Raw genomic sequence first — 22,218 nt, forward strand, 5'->3', positions numbered from 1 at the left:
TCTCTTGCAGCTTACGGCGATATAATCAAAGCCGTTTGCCTTACCTCTTGCTACGCAAGGCAGCCCCGCCGTTTATTAGTATGACCCTACCACGCTCGTCTGTCCCGTATCCGTAGTGGGTGCTGTAGCCAAATTTTACGAGGATCTTGCACGGCGGCAGATTAAATTTCACTATATAGCGACGGGCTACTTTTTCTGCATCGAGCTTGTCGCGAAACGTCGCGCTTTAGCCGTGCGCAGTGCTATCAAAAAGTAAAATTTCCTCGCCCGTTTTTACGCATTTGATTGATTGTTAGCTTGCGAGGTATGAGCTCGCCCTCACAAGTCCGCAGGGATGGACTTTTCTAAATTTTTCGCCCTGCCTAGGATCGTAATCGCTCTGCGCTCGCATATATTTACGCACCTGTAGCAAAGCGTGCACTCATCGCCGAATTGCGCCTTTTTGCAAGCGAGCTTTATGTTTCGCATCGGGCAGGGTTTGACGCAAGCCCCGCAGCCGCTGCATCGCGATGGATCGAGGCTCGGCTTGCGCTTAGCAAAGGGGCTTTTGTCCCAAATTTTCATCCAAAGCCGCTGTCCTAAAAACCCTGCGATACGACAAAGCGCACCTAGCCCCTCTTGCGGCGGACGGCCTGCGATAAGCGCCTTCGCAACGCGTCTGACTTTAGCGTCCGCCTCTTTGATTATGCGCTCGTTTTTCGCTTGCGAGTAGCTAAAAATCGCCACATCGAGGATGAACGCGGGCATTTTGATATGAGCGCCGCCCGTTATGTTTGCGCCGAATTGTTTTAAAACTCTAGCCGCGCACCCTGCCCCGTCGCCGCTGAAAATCTCCATCGTAGCGAGGATGAATACGTTTTTGCCGCTAAAGCTCGCGCCGTTTTGGTAGAGGAAGTCGCGCACGATACGCGGTAGGTCGCTAAAATAGACGGGATATGCCAAAATGACGTCATTGTGGTGCTTTAAAAGCTCATTGCAAGCCTTGCTCTCGATCGAGACGCAAACGCCGCCAAGATGAGCGATGAGCCTATCCACGTAGTGTTTCGTGTTGCCCGTGGCGCTAAAATAGATCGCTATCATGCCCACCCCCCAAGCGTACTTTATGTGACGAATTTTAGCGAAATTTAGCGTCGTTGATTGTTAAATAGATGAAATTTTACGCAAAATGCGCATGAAATTTTAAAATTTGATCGTGCACTCATGCCGCTACGGCGTCATAAAAGCGGCGTTTAAATTTAGCTTTTACCTAGTGTGCGCGATACGCACAAAACAGGGCTTACGCAGCGCAGACTCGGGCGACGCCGCAGAGTTTTGGCGCTACAAAATTTAAAACTTCCGCGTTATGAAATTTTAAAATTTTATGATTTGAAATTTTACCGTCGCGCCGCCGCGGGCGGCGAACGCACTCTCGTCCTTAGGCGTTACGACTTGGGCAACAAAGCCTTTTATGCTGTACGCATTTTACTGCTTCACGTACCTAGCCTTGTAAACCGCGACAGACCCTGCCGCCGCTCTACGTAGGATTTACGGATTGTGCTGTGTCCTACTTCGCGTGAGTCCTTCGTACATCAAGCGTTTCGGCGCAAAGCATGTATGGCTACTTCGTGCCGAAATTTCGCAGGCGCTAAATTTAAGCCCCGATTGTTTCGCCCGCGATCATTCCGAAAACCATACAATCAAGGATTGCGTAGGTTCCGAGCCTGCTCGCACCGTGCACGCCGCCGGTTACCTCGCCCGCAGCCCAAAGCCCCGGGATCGGCTCGTGAGTAAGGCTAGAGATGACCTGGGCTTTGGTGTTGATCTCAAGTCCGCCCATCGTATGGTGCACCTTCGGCATCGTGCGACTTGCGTAAAACGGCGGCTTGGAAACGTCGATGCCGTCCAGCTTATCGACTACTTTGCCGAATTCCGGATCTTTGCCCGCTTTGACGTAAGAGTTATAATCCGCGACGGTCTTTAAAAACGGCTCCAGCGGCAGATTGTAAGCCTTCGCAAGCTCCTCTAGCGTGTCAAATTTTTTCACGACGCCCGCTTCTAGAGGCCTTGAAGTATAAACCGGGTTACGCGCGGCGACGGCTTGGGAGTCGCAGACGTTTACTGGATAGTTATCGTTTTTCTCACTCTCGCCGATAACCTTAAAGCAAGCGTCTGCCTTGATCTTGCGCCCTGCGTGCTCGTCCATAAAGCGCTTTCCCGTCTTTGGACCGACGGTAAGACCGTAGGTGTTGCAGCAGTGGTTGGTGAAATTTACCGCAGCGCCGAAGCCCTTCTCATCTGGCGAGCAATATGGAAGGAACTGAATCCACGACGTAAGAAGGGTAAATGCGCCGATTCTGTTTGCCGCAAGCATCGCTCCTGCCGAGCTTCCCGGATGGTTGGTGCTATCTATGCTAGGCACTACGCGCGGATCTTGGATCTGGCGGTACCATAGATCGCGTCCGTATCCACCCGAAGCTAGCAAAACGCCGTCTTTGGCTTTATAGCTCTTTTTCTCGCCGCTTTTATTTTCTAAATCGTCGCTAAAGAGTTTCGGATCAAATTTATACTCTTCGCGAGCTTCTACGCCCACGACGCGGCCGCTGTCATCCACGATGAAATCGTCAAATTTCGTGCGAGTTTTGATCGTGACATTAGGATCGTTTTGAAGTTTGCCCATCATCGGCTGGATGTAGCCCGAACCTGAGCCGTTGGTCGATTGCAAGCTTCTTGCGACGCTGTGGCCGCTCTCAAAGATCAGCTTGTCGCTAAATTCCGCCCCGCAGCCCACCAAAAGATCCACCGCATCGTTGCTGCGATCAAACATCACGCCTAAAAGATCGGTGTGGTTAAGCCCGAGCCCGTCTTTTACGGCATCGGCTATAAAAAGCTCCTTGCTGTCTTTGATGCCCTGCGCTACTTGAAATTTATTCATCGGAGCCGCCATATTTCCGCCGTTGATGACGGAATTTCCGCCCGCACGACCCATCTTTTCAAGCACTAGCACCTTTTTGCCGCGCCCGCTAGCTTTAATCGCCGCGGCAAGCCCTGCAAAACCGGTGCCGATGATGACGATGTCGTATTCCTCGTCAAATTTGATGTCCTTGGCGTTTTGTGCCGCGTACGCGCTACTAGATCCCAGCGCAAGCGCCCCCGCACCCACTGCGCTAATCTTTAAAAAACTACGTCTTGATACATCATGCTTTTGCATTACAACTCCTTTAATTGAAAGTGTATATTTAAAAGAAATGATAACTCGAATTTAAATGTAAGTCAAATAGAATAACGTTATAAATAGATAGTAAAAAGCTATGAAATATGGGCGTTGATATAAAATTTTGAAATTCGGCGGGCGAGCGGGATTGAAATTTTAAAATTTTATCAGACGCTCGTTTCAAAATGCTTGTGAACGCAAAAGCGCACTCGGCGCGAAAATCGCAATTAATGCAAAATCCGCGCCGAGCTTTAAAGCCGCTACGCCTTAGCGAGCGACCTTAAATTTAAGCGTTTGCAGATCGTAGTTATTTACCTGCTCGTATTGCATATCCTCGATAGAGATCGCAGGAAGCGCGCACGAACCTGCCATAATCACGTTTATCGGAGTGTAGATGACGCCGCTGCTATTCTCTCCGTCTCGTGGATCGTAGTAAAAATAGCCGCTTTTTGGGAAGCGAAGCACTCGGTCATACAGATACTCCGTGTGTTCTAATGCCACGCTGTCTTGCATGCCCTCGACTCTAGCCTGCGCAGCCGAACCTAGGCGCTCATTGACTGCTTCAAAGCAGCTAGGCATCGCCTCATCGATTACGAAATTATAAAGATAATAATTCGCTCGCCAGCTGATCTTAGAGTAAATTTTCTGCCCTACTTTAAGCTTGTTTAGATCGACTATGTTGCCGCGAGCATCTATAAATTCACGATAAATTTCAATCCTCTTGCTATCCATAGAATGAGCGTTTAGACTCTGTATGCTCAAAGCTTCATGCTTTAAAGGCGCGCTTTCATATCCAAAGCCAAGAGCGGTAAAAAATAGCTCGCCATTGCCGCTCATCGGCGTAAATTCCATCGCGCCGTCCTTAACCGCGAGTTTGGTATCCAGCGGCGAATTGAAATTTTTCGCCTCGCCGTCGTATTTTAATGCAAAATGGGCTTCTTTTTTCGAATCCTTAAAATACGCATCAAATCCGCGTATTACGCTTGCTCGCTCCTGCGTGTTGTTTATATTTTTTAGATCGCGAATGATCGCATCGACCGTGCGAGCCGTGCTATCATCTTTGATGCCAACTTTGCCGAATGCATAGAGCTTAAAGGCAGCATCTCTTACATCGCTAGCAAATGTTAAACCTGCTCCGTTATCAGCGTAATCGTAATTCGCCTCATCTATTTTTTCGAGCATAAATTCAAACTCAGTCGTCATATTGTGCTTTTTAAGTATCGCAGCCAAGGCGATACTAGCCATCGGCGAGTCTTTATAAAGATCGTTGTCGTAAATGAAATTTATCTCATCATCATCGAGCTTGCCGTATTGATCTAGCACGAAATCCGCGTATATGCGGAGCGTATCCTGATCTTTGTAGCTTGATTTTAGCGCGCTAAAAATTAGCGATCTTTGCTTATTGCTAAGGAATTTATAGCGCGCGTCAAGCTCTAGCAAAACGTCGCTTGCGTAAATTGAAGCGTAGTAGTTAGTAACGCCGTGAGCGTTCCAGTATCCAAAATCGCCGTTAGGTTTGAGGCGAGATAGAATTCTACTCGCATACTCATTTACGCGGTTGGTTAAGGTTTTATTGGAGTCTTTGCGTGCGACATAATCAACCGCTATCATTCTTGAAGCAAGCTGTTCGGTGCAGCCGTAAGGATAGAGATATAGCTCGTCCGCTAGGCTAAAAGCATTAGGCGTAGCGCTAACGTGAGTATAAATTTCTTTATAGCTCGGATCGATTTTTAGAGTTACCGGCTTATCGCCATAGCTTACGTGAAATAGCTTCGAGCGCGGGAACTGGCTGATTACGTCAAATTCCACATCGCTACTAAATTTCTGCCCGTTTGCGTCAAGATCAAATTTAATGTTCGCATCCGCAATATCAAGCGCGCTCGCGGTGAAGTTCGTATGCTTGACCTCAAGCGGTTTGAGCGTGAAATTTGCCTCGCCGCCACTTATAGCGACCGAAGGAGATGAGCTGACCTTCAAGACCGTCTTTTGCTCCTTATCGGTGGTGTTGATGAGCGTCAGCGGCACGGAAATCTCATCGCCGCGTACCATGTAGGTTAGATCGGCGGGCTTTATGATCACGTCGTCTCGGACCTTGGCTTCGACGTTTGCCGAGCCGATCGTAGCCGCCTCTCCGATAGCCATGGCGCTTAGTCGGATCGTGGAGTTAAAATTTTTCGGCATCGCAAGCTCAAATTTCGCCTCGCCGTTTGCATCCGCTTTTGCGATCAGCATTTTGATAAATTTTTTCTGCTTTTTGTTTTCGACCGGGCTTAAATTCCGTTTAGCTTTCGCCATCACGCCGTCGCCGCCGAAGCTTAGCTCTTTAGCAGTAGTTTGATACACGCTAAGATCGTCGTAAATGTCGAAGTACCGCAGCGCAAAATACGCGCTAACGTCAAACGCCTTAAATGCATCAAGCTCCTCTTGTGAGACGATATCTAAAATTCCAAGATCGACTGCATAGAGTATGACCTTGGAATTTGGCTCGCTTTTTACGCTGATCTGCGCGTTTTGCCCGTTTTTGTAGCTTTTCTCGGCTAGGATTTGCACGTTAGCCTTGTGTGAGCTCGCATCTAGCGCCACCGGCACGTTTACATAGGCTCTAAGCGGCATCGCAGCGGGTGTCGCGGCGCGCGCGATTACAGCGTTGATGTGTCCGCCGACGAAATTCTCCGGCACGCTAAGCTCAAATTCCGCGCTACCGCCTTTTATGGATAGAATTTTATAGTCGTAAACCTGCTCGCCCACGAGCGAGATATTTAGCACGCCGCTTTCTACCGGAGAATTGATGACGCCTTTAATTTTATCTCCGGCTTTAACCTTGTCGCTTGCGAGTTTGATTTTAGCGCTTTGCACATCTTTAGCGTTTACCCGTCCATAATATCCCCAGCCGCTTACATCCACGCGCACGCCAGCACTTGCGCCGCTTGAGTAATCGTTTGCGACGATTAGATAATTGCCACCGTTTTGGAATTTGTACTCAAACTCGCGCGCATCGGTGCTAACGGCGCTTACGAGATTAAAGCTTTCTTGCTCGACGTATCTGTTGCCGTCATAAACGTAAGTAAAATCGTCTCGGTAAATTTCAACGTCGATCTTGCCTTTGACGTCGGTTTTAGTTTTGGAATCTAGTAGCGCAAAGCCGAATTTTACGCTATCGCCGCTTGATATGAAATCTTTGTTCGCGCGAATTCCTACGATACGATCATAAGGCAGATAGCTCAGGCTGCGATATGCGCTTACGTTTTTGCCCTCCTCGGTTACGCTGAAATTTAGTAGAATATTTATGGCGTTAGAGACATTTAAATCAGCTGCTGCCGGCGAGAGTGCAAGCTCTTTTTTGCCGGCGGAGCTTAGCGTAAATTCTGCCCTGCGAAGCTGCGTAGCGCCATTTTTCTTTAAGCGATCGTTTAGAAACGAAAAGCCCTCGTAGCCTTTAATTTTTAGCTCTTTTTCATAGGCGTTTGCTTCCAGCGAGCCTTTCAAATCTCCAGCCGGCGCGCCTGCAAGATAGTTTGAGCTTAGCTTTAGTGTGATGATCTCATCCGCGCCATATTCGTCTTTGGCAGTGAGAATTTCATTTTTGATGCGGTTTGGGACGAAATTTTCTACGCTGAAGCTTTTAGAAGCGATGATTTTGTCCTCATAGATGAGATCCAGGCGGTAAGTGCCGCTTTTCTCGCCCATCAGCTCGTCTATTTTAACGCTGCCGAACTCATCGGTGTTTTGCGCGCGCGTGATGACCACAGTGCCGCTAGGATCGTAAATTTTAAATTTAATCGGCGTATTTTTTAAAGAGCTAAAATCGCGATTTTTCATCACGATCGTGCCTAAAAGCCGCTCGTTCGGACTTATCAGCTCGCTTGCAAGATAAACGAACGGACGCTTTGCAGTAATCGTTTTCTCGACGCTTGCTACGGCGTTATTAAATAGCACGAACGCATGTTCATCGCCTTTACTAATCTCGATAGAGCGCGGATTTTTGGCTAGAATTTCCATATTTTCTAATCTTAAAATTCCATCTCCGTCCGTTTTATCCTCTACGATTAGCTCGTTTTTATCGCTGTAAATTTTAACCTTCGCTCTGCTTAGCTCCTCGCCATTACTAAGCCTAGAAGTATAAACGAGCGCACCGCGCTCAAGCAGCACCACTTGAGCCGTAATGTCGCTAAGATAGGCTACGCGCGAAACCTCTTGCATCTTTTCGCCCACTTTATAAAACGCCGTGATTTTATAAATTCCATCCTCGTAGCCTTTAAAATCCATCGCGATTTTATGCTCCGCAACGGCGTTTTTAGCGCCTCCTATATCAAAGCTCTTAACCGCGATCTCGCTAGCTAACCCACCTACACTATCTTCGTTGCTTTCAAAGTTTAAAAAATACCTAAAATTTTGCTCAGGGACTTTGGCAATCGAAATTTTAACCTCATTTACGTTTGAGCTTTTAAATGCCAACGAAGCGGATTTTGGGATAAAATTTTTCTCGTCGCTAAAGGCTACGAAAGGCAGCCTGTCGCCCATTTTTACGCTTTGTTTTATCTCGTCACGCAAGATATATGAGCTATCTCCGAAGCCCTTTAGCAGCCTAATCTCGTAGCTTTTATTCGGCATAAACTCGTCGCTTACTATATCTGCATAGTAGTAGCATGAAGGATCGTCGCTTTCGCCGCCCTCTTCATTTTCGTCGTAATAATAATATCGCGGCTGAGTGAGGCTAAATTTACTCACGCCTGCGATTCTTACGTATTTAGCGGACAGCTCGTCCATATAGTTAGGAAAACACACTCTAGCCGCGAGTGAGCCGTCTTTTAGAGCCGCAGGGCGGATCTGCACGCCGCTTAAATTTGAAGCGTTAATGCTGTCGTTAAAAGGCTCCTCGTCCGTGCGCAGCTCCACCGGATTTTGCAGCTTTGCGCCCGCTTTTGAGGTGAGGGATTCTATTTGCAATACGACGTTTTGCGCCTTAGGATCGAAGCTGAATAAAAAATTCCGATCATCGTGCGAGCTAAGCTCATAGGATATATCGTTTTGGGCTAAATTCTGCGCGCGGTAAATTCTAGTCGCTTGCTGTAGCGCGTCCTTGCTAACCGCATCGTTAAATTTAATTGCCACTAACCCCGGACGCAGAAGCGCGATATGCTCGGTGCTAAAAGGCTCTGTCTCGAACTCAAAGCGCACCCCGCGCACCTCGCACGAATAATTAACCCCGGCGCTAAGCATCGGCTTTGGATAAAGCCTGATTGAGCTCTCGCTCACGCTTTCGTAGGTGCCCGTGATTTTGGGAGTGCATTTTAAGATCTGCTTTTGCGTGACGCTAAATCCACTGCCGTCCACCCCGCTAATCTCGTAAGCCCCGCTAGCGTATTTGATCTCTACGCCTGCGGCAAAGCTAGCCAAAGCGCAAAATAGCGCTGCGTTTAGTAGTTTTGTCTTCATAAAATTCCTTTGCAAAAATTTTACGAAATTATATACAAATTAACCTTTTATTTTCTTTCATTTACTCTAAAATTTGCTTTAGCGAAATTTGCATTTTCGTCCAAGCAGCCAAGCTCGAAATCCCCTGCTCCAAGACTTAGCGTAAAAGCCTCACCGTTAGTGCGCGCAAAATATTCTCCCGTTTTAACTTTAGAATTTGCAGGCGCTAGGCTTTGCGTGGTGAAATCGCGTGCCACAAAATTTTGCTGCGAGGAATTTCGATCCGTAAAATTTTTCGCTGTGAAATCTTGAGCCTCCGAATTCTGCTCTGTAGAATTTTGCAAGATAGAATTTTGCGACGCCAAATTCCGTGTGGCTGGATTTTTAGCTATAAAATTCCACTCTACAGAATTTTGCTTCGTAAGATTTTGTGATTTTAAATTCTGTGGCGCTGAATTTTGTAGCATAGAATTTTGTGCTGCAAAATTTTGCTTTAAATTATCTTGCTGCGCCGCGCTAGAATGCTTGGAATCCAAATCCGCGGAATTCTCCCCCGTAAACGCAGTGGAATTTAGCGCTATAAACTCCCGCGAACCGCCGCTTAGCCTGATATATACCCGCTCGCCGAAAACCGCCGTGCACTGCACTTTAAGCCGCAAAAAGCCGTCCGCGCCGGTCTCGTAGGTTTTGGCGTTGATATCGTTTAGCACGGGCCTTACAGCGGCAAATTTAGCCGCGCACCTTCCTGTGCGCACCTTTTGCGGATCGACTAGGCCGTGTTTTAGCAGATAAAAAAGCTCGCTCGTGCCGTAAATTTCGCACTCCTCGTTGGGCTCAACTCCATCGATCGTAAGATCATCGGCGCTTTGAGCGCACTCCTTTTCGCGGTACGCGTCGGTGCACACTCGCCGAAAGCTCACGCCCGCGGGACGCGCAAACTCCGCCTCGCCCAGCATGCCCGATTTATCGAGGAAAGCAAACATATTAAACGCCACTTTTGCCGCACTCACGCCGCCGCTAAGATCCCTAGTCTTGGAGCCGTCGAAATTTCCCAGCCAGACGCCGAGGGTAAATTTAGGCGTGAGCGCGACCGTATAGAGATCGCGCGCATCGGCGCTCGTACCCGTTTTAAACATCAACGGCGGCGCGTTTAGGGTGTTTTGCCACACCGAGCCGAGATAGGAGCGCGGAGCGTTTCTTAACATCTGCGTTACGATGTAGGCGCTCTGCGGGGTTAAAATTTTAGCATCGTCGCCGATCTTTGCGCCCGCTATTTCGAGCTTCCGCAGCTTACCGCCGTTTGCAAACGCGCTGTAAAGGCGGCTAAGATCCATTAGACTCATCGAAATACTGCCAAGCGCGATACCTGCGCCGTAATAATCCTTGCTAAACTCCGCCAGATGCACGTTTGATAGCATCTCATACAGCCCGTCGTCACCAAGCATCAAATTTAGCTTCACCGCGGGGATATTTAGGCTAAGACTTAGCGCGTCCGTAGCACTAACCGCGCCCAAAAACCCCTGATTGTAGTTGCGAGGAACGTAGCCTGCGAAGGTTATCGGCGCGTCGATCAGCTTCTTTGAAGGGGTGATAAGCCCGCGCTCAAGGGCTTTGGCGTAGATGAAGGGCTTGAGCGTCGAGCCTACGTTTTTTTGCGAGCGCACGCCGTCGTTTTGCCCCTCATTAGCGCTAAAATCGTGGCTGCCGACGTAAGCGATCACCCTCATGCTTTCGTTGTCGATCAGCACCGCAGCGCCGTTTCTAACGCCCTTATCGCGTAGAGAGAGGATCCCGCTTTTCAAAAAACCCTCAAGCGCGATCTGGGTTTTAAGATCCAAACTCGAATAAATTTTACCCTCGTTTAGACGCGCAAGCTCCTGCGCTAGCGCAGTTTGCTTCATTGACTGCGCGCTCGCTTCGAAGCCTGCGGAATTTCCCCACGCCTTGGCGTTTAGATCGGAATTTATTTGCGCCTTAGTGTCCGAAGCGAAATTTGCCCGCGATTTGGCGCCTGAAACGGAATTTGTCTGTATTTTGGCGCCCGGAGTAGAATCTGTCTGAGCATTAGCGTTCGACGAAGCGAAATCCGTCTGCGCACTAGCGTCTGAAATGGAATTTGCCTGCGCACTAAAATTTGCGCTCGACCGCTCGCTAGAGCTTGTATCTGCGCTAAAATTTTGCGGCAAATGCGCGGTATCTTGCCGATTATTTAAATTTAGATTTTGCGAATTTCGCGGGTCTTGGTACGGATGTGCAGCATCGGTGACATTCTGCCGCTTGTTTAAATTCATATCCGCATTCGGATTTTGCGGCAAATACTCGGTTTGCCCTTCCGTATCTGCGCTAAAATTCTGCGGCGAATACGCAGTGGCTCGTTGCTCGTTTAAATTTAGACTTTGAGTATTTTGCGACGGATGGGCGGCATCAATGAAATCTCGCCGTTTATACAAATTTGCGCCCTCTCGTTCATTTGGTTTTACGCTTTTTGATTCATTCGATTTTGCGCCCGCCTGTGATTCTACGCCTTCGCGCTCGTTTAAATTTAAGCTCGTTCCGCCTAAATTTAAACTTTTCGGCGCATTAGTTTTAAAATCCGCCTCTTTGGGATTCATTTCTTTCAAATCCACCCCCGCCTGCGTGTTTGCGACGCTTGATAAATTCGTCCCAACCTTCGCCGCAGTCGTAAAATTTGTTTCGACACTAGCCGCATCCGAAAAATTTGACTCTGCCCCCGCCGCGGTTCGGCGTGTAGACGAGTTTACTTGCCCTGTCGTCGCGCCGGGCGTGCCGCCCTGCTCTAAATTTTGAGTGAAATTTACGTCATCTTTGGCGGTAAAATTCTGCATTTTATAATTGTTAAACGCTAACAGCGCGTAATGCGGCGCGTAATTGGGCGCTGCGTAGCGTCTGGGCGAAAACGGCTCTGCGAGGGCTCGCTCATACTCGCTTTGCGAGATCACGCCGCCCTCTCGCAACTGCGAAATTAGGCGGTTTTTAAGCGCGTTGATGTTTGATCTGCGGTCTAGGCGGTTTTTGTTCGGGTTTTTTGGGATCACGCTAAGAAGCGCGATTTGAGCGTTGCTAAGCTCGCGCAGGTCCTTTTTGAAGTAAAAATACGCCGCGGTTTTGACCCCCTCGATATTGCCGCCGTATGGGGCGAGGTTGAAATACATTCCTAAAATTTCATCCTTGCTGAAGTGCCACTCAAGCTGAAAGGCATTGAAAATTTCGATGATTTTGTTCTTGTAGCTGCGCTGTTTGGGGCGCATCATACGCGCGACCTGCATCGTGATCGTGGAGGCTCCGACGCGCTCGACGTTGCCCTCGCTTTTTTTAGTAAAATTTTGTGTAAAATTATACGTAGCCGCGCGCAAAATCGAGGCTGGATTGACGCCGAAATGGTAGTAAAAATAGCGATCTTCAAAGTAGATCGCGCTTTGTTTCAGCCGCGACGGTATTTCGTCTGCGGCTGCGTAGAAGCGCCAAATTTGATCGTCGCTGATCTGCATATTTAAAATTTCGCCGTTTCGGTCATATAAAATTCTACTCTTCTGCTTATTTAGCATATCCAAATTTAGCGGATAAAGCGCGTCTAGGATCAAAAACAGAGCGAATGCAAATGCGCAAAATAGCGCGATTTTTAACATAAATTTTAAAAATTTCATCGCGCAATTATATCAAAGAATTTTAATGATTTTAGGCTATAATGGCGCCTTTTTACAAAGGAATAATCTTGGACGCTCTAGCTAAGCTAAATACCGAACAATACGCCGCCGCAACCGCTCCTGCGGGGCACAATTTAGTAATCGCAAGCGCGGGCACGGGCAAAACCAGCACCATCGTCGCGCGCATCGCTCATCTGCTAAATCTCGGCACGAGCCCTAGAAAAATTTTGCTTCTTACTTTTACGAACAAGGCTGCGAGCGAGATGATAGCGAGGCTGCAGCGGCATTTTGATAAAAAAATCACCTCCGCAATCGTCGCGGGCACCTTCCACGCCGTATCCTACGCCCTACTTCGCGAGCTGGACAAAGGCGTGATCCTAAAGCAGCCCGCCGAGCTCAAGACGCTGCTAAAAAGCCTCGTAGAAAAGCGCAAATTTTATCACGTAAGCGACGCGCGCCCCTACGGCGGGGCGTATCTATACGACGTGTACTCTCTGTATCAAAACAAGGAGATGAGCGCGGATTTTGCGACGTGGTTTAGCAAAAACTACGAGGATCAGGCGGAATTTGCCGAAATTTACGCAGATATTTTGCGCGAGTTCGAGGAGGAAAAAACGAAATTTAATTACGCCGATTTCAACGACGTCTTGCTAAAGATGCGCCGTGAGCTGCAAAAGGGCGCGCCGCTGCGATTTGATGAAATTTTAGTGGACGAGTATCAAGACACGAACTCGCTGCAAGGAAGCCTCATCGATGCCTTTGCGACGAAAAGCCTTTTTTGCGTCGGCGATTTCGATCAGAGCATCTACGCCTTCAACGGCGCGAACATCGACATCATCGGAAGCTTCGGCAAGCGCTTTGCGGACGCTAAAATTTACGCGCTGAACATCAACTACCGCTCAAGCTCGGCGATTTTGGCGCTTGCAAACCGCGTCATCGCGAACAATCCGCGCCTTTACGAAAAGAAGCTGATCGTGGGCCGCGAGGGAAAATTTAGCGCGCCTAGGCTGCATGTTTACGACGATACGGCGGCGCAATACGCTCACGTAGCCGCACAGATCGCGCAAAACGGAGTGCCGCGCGAAAAGATCGCCGTCATCTTTCGCAACAACTCCAGCGCCGACGGCGTCGAGGTTGCGCTTAAGGAGCTCGGCATCGGTGCGAAGCGAAAAGGCGGCGTGAGCTTTTTTGAAAGCCGCGAAATCAAGGCCTTTACGGACATCTTTGCGATGATAATAAACCCAAAAGATATGATGGCCTTTATGAGTACGTGCGAATACGCAAGAGGCGTCGGCAGCGCGCTAAGCAAGGAGCTTTTCGATGCGCTGATCGCGCTTGGGCACGGAAGCATTCACGCAGGGCTTTTACGCCCCGACGAGAGCGTTAAAATTTTTGAAAAAAAGAGAAAAAACTATCAGCTCGGGCTTTTTGACGATGTCGATATAATCGGCTCGGTATCGCGCTTTGAGGCTTTGGAATTTGACGAGTTTTTTCGCTCGCATCCGGTGCTAAAACATAATAAAATCACCGAAGGCGGTGCAGTGTTTTTACACGAAATTTATAAAATTTTCAAAAAAAGCGGCTCCGTTGCAAGGTCTGCCACGCTGATCTCGCAGATCAAAAACTCGCGCCTTTTCGCGCTCGTGGCGGATTTCATCGCGACGAAACGCGCGACGCTGAAAAACGGCAAGATAGACGAGGATCGCAAGAAGGACGAGACCGCTCGCATTTACGATAAATGCGGAATTTTAGAGCAGATCGCGGGCAAATACGCGGATCCGCAGAGCTTTTATAACTTCATAACTCTGGGCGCAAAGGAGATGAGCGAGGGCAAGGGGGTAAATCTGCTCAGCGTGCACGCAAGCAAGGGGCTTGAGTTTTGCAGCGTCTATCTCATCGATCTGGCGCAAAACCGCTTCCCAAACCTCAAGCTAATGGCGATGGGCGGCAGCCTGGAGGAGGAGCGGCGGCTCTTTTACGTAGCGGTCACCAGAGCGCGCGACGAGCTGGTGCTAAGCTACGCGAAATTTGATAAGATCAGAAAAATTAATTATGAGCCGAGCTGCTTTTTAAGGGAAGCGGGGCTGGTAAAATAAGGCAGAATTTTGCTCGCTAAATTTTAAATTTCATTTTAGCGCGGGCGGATCGTTTGGGTAAGAATTTTACTTCTTGCATACGCCTGACACGCCGCCCTGCTTCTTTATCGGATTGCTTGGTAAGAATTTTGCGGCGCGATTTTTGTAAATTTTACGATTTATAAATTTTCGCGGCACGGACGTTGTGCGATATTTTGCGGCTCGCTAAATTTCGCAGGCGGTAGCGGGGTTTGAAGCTGCGATTGAGAGGCGTGGTTGCCTGGGGCTTTTTTGCGAGCTGTGCGCGGGCTATGTGGCAGTGCGATCAGGGGCGGTCTAAAAATAGCGATATTTGCGGTGCGGGCGGTTGCAAAATTTTACGCCGCAAATGCGAGCCAAATTTTAAAATTTAGCTCCCGCTCTGCCGTAGAGTTTTGATGCGGTAAATTCTCCGTGAAATCTCGCACGGCTAGAATTTTGCAGAAGAATTCGACGGCAATAAAATTCCGCCCCCTATTTTGCTTTTTTCTTACTTTTAAATTTACGTGTTTTATACATCGCAGAACTCAAATTTTATTTAATAAATTTAAAAACGCCGCAAATTCTACGACGAGTTAAAATTTTAAAGCGCTTCAAATTTACAGCGCTGCGAAATTTAAAATTTCACTACGTATTGCGCGCGCTGTAAAAAATACGCGCCCCACTAAATTTATTGTAGCACGAAATCCCGAGCGGCGGCAACCCGCATATTTGATAAATAGATTTCGCATCGCGTAAAATTCCATTGCCGGTAAAGTTTGCTGCCGATCAATTTATCGCCGCATAAAATACTGTCGCGCAAATTTAGCGCAGCACAAAGTCCTTCGCCGCGCAAATCTCACAGCGTATTAAATACCCTATCTCCCGCGTCTCCGAGGCCCGGCACGATATATTTTTGCTCGTTTAGTCTCTCGTCGATCGCCGCGGTAAAAACCTCGACCTGCGGGTAGATCTCGCTAAATTTATGAAGCCCCTCGGGCGCTGCGATGATGGAGATAAATTTGATCTTTTTGACGCCGTTTTTCAGCAGAAATTTCACTGCGTCGATCGCCGTGCCGCCGGTCGCAAACATCGGATCGATGATGATTGCGGTGCGTTCTGCGGCGTCTGCGGGCAGTTTGGCGTAAAAAAACTCTGCCTGCGCGGTCTTTTCATCGCGTTGAAAGCCTAAAAATCCCACGCTAGCATCCGGTATGAGCTTGAAAACGCTATCCAGCATCCCCAGCGCGGCGCGCAAAATCGGGCAGATCATGATCTTTGTGGCGAGCTTATACGCGCTAGTTTGCGCCACGGGCGTATGCACGCTCACCTCGCGCAGCGCCAGATCGCGCGTCGCCTCAAACATCATCAGGTAGCTGATCTCATCGACGAGCATACGGAACTGAAACGGATCGGTCTCTCGATCGCGCAGGATCGTGAGCTTATGCTCGATCAGTGGGTGCTTGATCAGCCTCACGTTAGGCAGCTCGCACGCGGTTTGGTACGTACATTTTTGGCTTTGGCTCATTTTCTCTCCTTAAATTTATTGAATTTTGCGCCCTTTGGGCATTTTAATCGTATGTTTTAGCGCGAGCGCTCGCGTCATTTCGCTGGAATTTCGCCGATAACGGCAACGCGATTTTAAATTTAGCTCATTTTAGCTCACAATGCGCGCGTTATATTTAAATTTAGCTCGGCGGCTCGCTTTAAATTTAGCGCTTTTAAAAACGCAGCCCTTTAAATTTTGCCCGCCCGCGCCGTCTCTAATTTAGCCGTTCTTTAAATACGGCACGCCTTTTAAGGCACCTAGCGTTTTAATACGGCGGGCGTTTGCGGCGTAAATTTTATCTGCGAAATTATCGTCTGAGGCGGCTTTAAATTTACTTAATGCTCTCGCTCGTGAGCTAAATTTTAAAATTCCCCGCTGTCTTGCGCGCCGACAAAATTTTAATTTCATACACGCTGATCGCCCCGCAAACGAGCTAAAATAAATCGAGCATATCCTTAAATTTAGCCCGCCGCAAGCGGTTAAATTTGCCGTACCGAAGCGATCAAATTTAACAGCCCTACTCCTTTACTACGCGCAGGAACGAATACACATCCTGAACTCCCGGCGCGTGCGTCGCATACCAGATCGCGTGCTTTTCGTGCTCGATATCGCTCACCACGCCGCTAAATACCACGTCGCAGCCTACGATCGCCACGCGCACCGTAGTGCCCGAAACGTCGGTGTCGGAAAAGAGATTTTTCTTTAAATTTGTAAAAATTTCAAACGAATTGCACGGATATTCGGGCTTTTTGACGCGCAGATAGGTATGCACGCGCCGCACGCCTTCGGTTTGCCGAGCCAAAGCAAGCAGCGGCTCGCGCATCGCCTCACTCTCAAGCAGCCCAATGAGATAGACCTCGCCGTAGAAGCACTCGACCTCCAAATCCCAGCTGCTAAGGCCTTTGGTAAATAGAATTTTGCTTTGAATTTTAGTCTGGATGAGCTTGTCGCTAGCGACCTCGCTTACGCTGCGGCGGTCGCGCGCTACGGAGTAGATGTCGTATACGCTAAGCGCGTTGCCAGCGGGCGTCAGCGGAGCCGCGCACGAGCTAAATAGCGCCGCGCAAGAGAGCAAAAACACCGCTAAAATCGCTAGAAACAAAACCCTCAAACCATCTCCAATCTCGTTTAATTTCTAATTATCTCAAGCCAGCTACCGGCGCTGTTTTTAAATTTAGCCCTGCAGGCGCCATTTTGCCGCAACTTGAAATTCTGCTCCGTGAGATTTCACCAAAGCCGCACGCCGTAAAATTTTACAATATAAATTTTAAAATTTACGTTGTAATTCGCACAGCTTGCGGAATTCTGCGTTTTCGCCATAGCGAAATTTCACGCGCAGTATTCGTCGTCATAAAATTCTACGTGCTAAATTTTTCATCGTAAAATTTGCCGCGCGAAATTCTACGGAGTAAATTTCTCGCGGCGGAATTCGCTTCTGTAAAATTTTATATTTCAAAACCCGCGCCCAAAATTCCGCCCAGTCGTGGCTAATTCGTCGTAAGTCCGCCGTCTATCGCAAATATTGCGCCGCTGACCCATTTCGCCGCATCCGACGCCAAAAACACCGCCGCATCGCCGATGTCCTGCGCGCTGCCGATTTTGCCGAGCGGATAGATATTTTGCACCATCTGCTCGAACGCCTCGCGCCCCTGCGGGCTAAGCGCACTTAAATTTCGCTCAAACTGCGGCGTCAGCACGCTTCCGGGCGCTATGGCGTTGACGCGAATGCCGAGTTTGCCGACCTCGAAGGCAAGCGATTTGGTGAAAGAATTTAGCGCGCCTTTGGTGATCGAATACGCCGTCGTGGTGCGCCCTACGAGCATTCGGTTCGCAAAATACGACGAAATATTGATCACGCAGCCCTTGCTAGCCGCAAGCGCGCCCAAAAGCCCCTGAGTAAGCAGATATGGCGCTTTGACGTTTAGGTTTAGATGAGCGTCCAGCAGCGCTTCGTCGGTCGCCTCAAACGGTACGAATTTTCCCAACCCGGCGTTATTTACTAGGATATCTATCTTAGGAGATTGCGCTAAAATGCGCTCGCAAAGGCCTTTTATCGTTTTGCTTTGCGCCAAATCCGCCTCTATCGCGTAAGCTTTCACGCCGTAACCGCCCAAGGCCTCCTGTGCGATTTTTAATTTCTCCACGCTTCTGCCGAGTAGGATCAAATTAGCACCCTCTTCGGCGAAACACTTTGCGATGCCAAGCCCTATGCCGTCACTTCCGCCCGTAATTACGGCGGTTTTTCCCTCTAATCGTTTCATACTTTTCCTTTCAATGTGTAAATTTATGCTCTAAAAATTTGAGCGAGACTTACGGATCTTGCAAACTTCGAAATTTTGCAGGCTTTAAAATTTCGCTCACTTTAAAATTTTGCGGCGAAGCGAAGTTCCGTCGATAAAATTTTACTAACTTTAAAATTCCATCGATAAAATTTCACGACAAAATTTCATCGTAAAGCTCGCGACGGAATTTCATCGGGAATTCCATCCGTAAATTCCACCCAAACTGCGCTGCTTGGCTTACAGCACCTGTTTTACACTACTAGCCGTGATTTCAAGTAGCCTCGTAGCAAACGGAAATTTCGCCTTCGTTTCTTCAAACTCCGCACCGCTATCAATAAAGCGCGCCGTACCCTTCACCACAAAGCCGCGCCCCGCGCCGAACCTGCCTGCTAGCTCCTTCGTTGCGATGCTAAGCTCGACGTTTGGATTTGCATCCACGTTACTTTGCGTCTTTTTCATACCCGCGGCTGGGATGAGGATGCGATCACCTTTAATGACTAGATATCTGTTCCACGTATTGCTGATGTGAGCCTCGCCGTGCGCGCAGGTAGCGATACCCACGGCGCATTCATAATTTAAAATTTCTAAAAATTCCTTGCTAAACATTTTTTCTCCTTAAATTTACGTTTTAAAGCTCGCGATTTTGGCTGACAAGCCCCGCGCGCAACTGAAATTCTAACTGCCTCCGTTACTTTCTGCCGCGGCTAAATTTTATACTTCAAAAGCGCATCTTTTTCGGCTTTGCTTACGCGGAAGCTATCGCGGATCTTCGATATCGCCTTGTTTTGGATAAATTTAGCCGCCCGTTTGCTCGCCAAAAACGCAAGCGTGATCTCACGCTGCTTGATAAACATCTCAGCTATCGCCCACGCCGTGCCCATCTGCACGTAGTACCGCTCGTCGCTTTCGGCGGCGCAAATTTCAAAAAATTCCTCGGGCGTGAGCGCGCCCATATTTCGCATAAAATAAACGTAGAAAAATCGCCTCTCAAACTCGTCCGCACCGTTTTTAGCCTGCTTTAGTAGCGCGTCCGCAAGAGAGGCGTTCCTGAATTTCGGAGCGAACATATCGCAAACCGCCCAATTAGGCATCGTTTTGATAAAACTGCTCGCAAGCGCAAATTTCGCCTCATCTTGCTTTAAAAGCATTATAAAAAAGCCTTTTAGCACGAACTCTTCGTGAAAGACGGGCTCGTAATTTTGCAGCTCGCGCCACGCCTCGTCCGTGCCGCCCAAAGCGGCGAAGCTTTTGCGAGCAAGTGCGCGCAGTGCGGGAGTGCGCACGCCCAAAATCTGCGGCGCGGGTATTAGGCGCTGCGAAAATTTCGCTAGCTTCTCCTCGCTTAGCGCCCGCAGCTGCCCTAGCATATTTTCTCGTAAATCCATAGCTTTCCTTTAAATTTAATCGTAAATTTAATCGCGCACAAGATTGCGATTTTATAATGGTGCGCCGAAATTTAGCCGCACCAGATTGTTTATTTAAACAGATCGCGCCGCGCCCACAAACTAATCGCTCGATAGATCGCGTTTAAATCGCTCGCCGCACCCGCTCAAAGTCTTTTTTCTAAAAAACGCACCCTGCTAAATCGCGCTGTATACCTCAGGGTAGAGCAAGCCGTATCGCCAAAGCCGCTTAAATGAAGCTCGGCGCGTCGTTTGAAAACAAAATTAGATCGCCGCTGTGCGTATTTTCGCTCAAAACCCGCTGCAAATCGCGCTTGTCTTTCAAGACGATAGTCTTTGTGGGATCGATCTTTCTTTGCAGAACCTCGGAATTTAACTCGCCCGTAATGATCGCGAGATCGAAAATTTCATCGATCTTGGCGGCGAGCGTCTCGTTGTCCTCGCGCGTGCTCTCGACGATGCCCGGCGTGATGATGATCTTGCGCCCGCCGTAGCTTCGCATCAGCTCGTAGCTTTGCAGCATGCCGCTTAGATTGCCGTTGAAACTATCGTCGATGATGATCTTGCCGCCCGCATCGAGACGCGCGAGGCGGTGCTCGACGGCGTCGACGTGCGCGACGCGGCTTTTGATCCTATCTGCGCTAAGACCCAAAAATCGCGCGATCTTTATGCACACGGCGAGATTTGCAGCGTTAAATTTACCCAAAATCGGCGCGAAAAACTCGTGTCTCTTTCCATGTTCGCTCCGCCCGTTTGGAGTCTCTTGCACGCCCCGCTCTTTGCTGCCGCAAATTTTATCGTCGCTAGCGGCACGGGCGGCTTGTTCGTAAAATTCTTGCTCGCTCCGCTCGGCGCAGGACATGGAATTTGCATCGTCAAAATCGGCGCCGTAATTTTTAGAATTTTTATCTTTTTCCGCGTATGCCGCACTGCCTGCATCTAGGTTTAAACCGCCCTGCCCTTCGCCTTTTGCGGCGGGTATTTCTACGTGCGGCACGTAATTCTCGCCGCTCGCGAGGGGCTCATCCTCGCTCAAGCTAAGGCTAAATTTTATTCCGTCCAGATCCGCGCCGCAAATTTCTAGCCCCTCGTCGTAGATCGTGACGCGCTCGCTCGGGCTTTTTTGCGTGCAGCTGTGCAAAAACGCATGCTTTAGCCGCGCGCTTGTTAGCGCTTCGAGCTTGGTTTCGCGGATGTTTTCGATGCTTTTGAAATACTCGATGTGTTGCGCGCCGATCTCGCCCACGACGACGATTTGCGGCGCCAAAAACTCGGTGATCTCGGCGATGTCGCCGCTTAGCCTGGCGCCTGCTTCGGCGATGTAGATCTGCGTATCTGCGGGCAGCGCCTCGTTTACGTCGCGCACGAGCCCTGCTAGCGTGTTTACCGAGCGCGGCGTCTTGTAGCAGCGAAAGTCGCTTTTTAAAATTTGATACAAGAAGTTTTTAATGCTCGTCTTGCCGTAGCTCGCAGTGATCTGAATGATCGTAAGGGAGGGCATCTGGGCTAGTTTTTTGCGCGCGGTGGCCTTAAATTTCGCAGCCTGCGCTCGCTCGTAAGCAAAACTCGCCGCAAAGCCCGCGCCAAGCGGTAAAAAGATCGGCAAAATCGGGCCCCCCGCGGCATAAAACGCGGCGCTAAAGCTAAACACACAAACCGCTAAAATCGCAAAAAAACGCTTCACGCGCGGCGTAAAGACGAGCTTTTTATCAAGCCCTCTTTGCCAAAAATAAAGCGCTAGCGCATAGACCGCGACGATTAGAATTTTAGCGGCGTGCAAGGCATAGAGGGGCGCGGCGCCGAATTTAGCCGCGCAGAGGCTCGCCGCGATCTCGCAGCCAAAATACGCCGCTAGCGGCAAAATCAAAAAATAAAGGTGCCACGCGGGCTTGGTGAAATGAAAGATGATGCGCGCGGGCTTGTACGAAAACCACTGCAAGCAGGTAATCAGATAAAAGCCCAGCAGCAGGACGAATGCCGCATGCGCGATCAAAAATATTATATTCATCTTTTAAAATTCCTTTTTTATAAATTTGCGCGCCCGCTTTGCGAGCCTGTGCGGGCAAAATGCGGCGAGCTCGAGCCAACCGACATTAGACTTCATTTGCAAATTTTACAAATTCTTGCTTTGCAAATTCTATTTTTACAAACTTGCGCACTCATAAATTCATGCGCTCGTATTGGCTGCACGAGCCGCGCGCTCGATAAATTTGCCGCCGTCGTGCCCCGTCTTTTGTTCTCGATACCGCGCAGTATCTATCTCTCGCGACCTGAAATTTTTGCATGCTGCGTATCTTGCGATATAGCGCCCTATTTCACGCGATGATTTGCATTATTTATGGCACATAGACCTTCTGTCACGGTAAATACATGACGCGGTGCGACTAAATTTAATTGCCCGCTTTTCGGTGCACGCACGCGGTGTCGTCTATTGTACGGCTGCCGCAATTGCGGGCGCAGAGCGGAAACGATCCTCTGCCGTGTAAAATTTTAAAATTTAACGCGGCACGCCGCAATTTGAGCTTTGCGTTTTATACTACGCGCCCAAAGAACGTATTTTACACCGCTAAATTTTAAATATGTGCCGCGTGCTCGCGGCTTTATAATCTAAATTTGCGCTT

Annotated in this window: 13 protein-coding genes; 2 read left to right on the plus strand and 11 right to left on the minus strand. The window is 49.0% G+C overall.

What is annotated here, in order from left to right; all coding sequences use genetic code 11:
• Positions 1 to 40: 40 nt before the first annotated feature.
• Together Q0380_RS01475 and Q0380_RS01480 are read right to left on the minus strand one after the other, a co-directional pair.
• Positions 41 to 172, minus strand: coding sequence for a hypothetical protein (locus Q0380_RS01475; RefSeq protein ID WP_298959276.1), 132 nt, complete (start codon positions 170 to 172; stop codon positions 41 to 43).
• A 146-nt stretch (positions 173 to 318) separates the two neighbouring features.
• On the minus strand, positions 319 to 1,080 hold the full coding sequence (locus Q0380_RS01480; protein ID WP_298959279.1) for an EFR1 family ferrodoxin: 762 nt from the start codon (positions 1,078 to 1,080) through the stop codon (positions 319 to 321).
• A gap of 171 nt (positions 1,081 to 1,251) precedes the next feature.
• Here Q0380_RS01480 and Q0380_RS01485 point away from each other — a divergent pair, with 171 nt between their 5' ends.
• The gene (locus tag Q0380_RS01485; protein ID WP_298959282.1) at positions 1,252 to 1,521 is read left to right on the plus strand and encodes a hypothetical protein; all 270 of its coding nucleotides are present in this window, start codon (positions 1,252 to 1,254) and stop codon (positions 1,519 to 1,521) included.
• 109 nt (positions 1,522 to 1,630) lie between these two features.
• On the opposite strand, the gene Q0380_RS01490 is transcribed toward Q0380_RS01485, so the two are convergent.
• The 3 genes from Q0380_RS01490 to Q0380_RS01500 all read right to left on the minus strand — a co-directional run bounded on the left by Q0380_RS01490 (position 1,631) and on the right by Q0380_RS01500 (position 12,270).
• A complete protein-coding gene (locus tag Q0380_RS01490; protein WP_298959285.1) occupies positions 1,631 to 3,187 on the minus strand; it encodes a flavocytochrome c in 1,557 nt (518 codons plus the stop codon).
• Positions 3,188 to 3,457: 270 nt separating this feature from the next.
• A complete protein-coding gene (locus Q0380_RS01495; RefSeq protein WP_298959288.1) occupies positions 3,458 to 8,626 on the minus strand; it encodes an alpha-2-macroglobulin family protein in 5,169 nt (1,722 codons plus the stop codon).
• A 47-nt stretch (positions 8,627 to 8,673) separates the two neighbouring features.
• On the minus strand, positions 8,674 to 12,270 hold the full coding sequence (locus Q0380_RS01500; RefSeq protein WP_298959291.1) for a transglycosylase domain-containing protein: 3,597 nt from the start codon (positions 12,268 to 12,270) through the stop codon (positions 8,674 to 8,676).
• Positions 12,271 to 12,311: 41 nt separating this feature from the next.
• Between Q0380_RS01500 and Q0380_RS01505 the strand changes: the two genes are divergently transcribed.
• On the plus strand, positions 12,312 to 14,366 hold the full coding sequence (locus Q0380_RS01505) for an ATP-dependent helicase (protein ID WP_298959294.1): 2,055 nt from the start codon (positions 12,312 to 12,314) through the stop codon (positions 14,364 to 14,366).
• Between the two features lie 856 nt (positions 14,367 to 15,222).
• On the opposite strand, the gene upp is transcribed toward Q0380_RS01505, so the two are convergent.
• The 6 genes from upp to Q0380_RS01535 form a co-directional block, all read right to left on the minus strand.
• Entirely contained in the window at positions 15,223 to 15,849 is a 627-nt protein-coding gene (gene upp / locus Q0380_RS01510; RefSeq protein WP_298959498.1) for a uracil phosphoribosyltransferase, read from the minus strand.
• A gap of 580 nt (positions 15,850 to 16,429) precedes the next feature.
• On the minus strand, positions 16,430 to 17,023 hold the full coding sequence (locus Q0380_RS01515; protein WP_298959297.1) for a BON domain-containing protein: 594 nt from the start codon (positions 17,021 to 17,023) through the stop codon (positions 16,430 to 16,432).
• A 376-nt stretch (positions 17,024 to 17,399) separates the two neighbouring features.
• On the minus strand, positions 17,400 to 18,173 hold the full coding sequence (locus tag Q0380_RS01520; RefSeq protein WP_298959302.1) for an SDR family oxidoreductase: 774 nt from the start codon (positions 18,171 to 18,173) through the stop codon (positions 17,400 to 17,402).
• 258 nt (positions 18,174 to 18,431) lie between these two features.
• Positions 18,432 to 18,800 carry a pyridoxamine 5'-phosphate oxidase family protein gene (locus tag Q0380_RS01525; RefSeq protein WP_298959305.1) on the minus strand — a complete coding sequence of 123 codons (369 nt, stop codon included), beginning with the start codon at positions 18,798 to 18,800 and terminating at the stop codon, positions 18,432 to 18,434.
• A gap of 98 nt (positions 18,801 to 18,898) precedes the next feature.
• Positions 18,899 to 19,579: a DNA alkylation repair protein gene (locus Q0380_RS01530; RefSeq protein ID WP_298959308.1), complete on the minus strand. Its 681-nt coding sequence runs from the start codon at positions 19,577 to 19,579 to the stop codon at positions 18,899 to 18,901.
• A gap of 247 nt (positions 19,580 to 19,826) precedes the next feature.
• On the minus strand, positions 19,827 to 21,605 hold the full coding sequence (locus tag Q0380_RS01535; RefSeq protein ID WP_298959310.1) for a Mur ligase family protein: 1,779 nt from the start codon (positions 21,603 to 21,605) through the stop codon (positions 19,827 to 19,829).
• Between the last annotated feature and the right edge of the window lie 613 nt (positions 21,606 to 22,218).

Origin of the sequence: uncultured Campylobacter sp. (assembly GCF_937959485.1) — a bacterium.
In the GTDB taxonomy this organism is placed as follows: domain Bacteria; phylum Campylobacterota; class Campylobacteria; order Campylobacterales; family Campylobacteraceae; genus Campylobacter_B.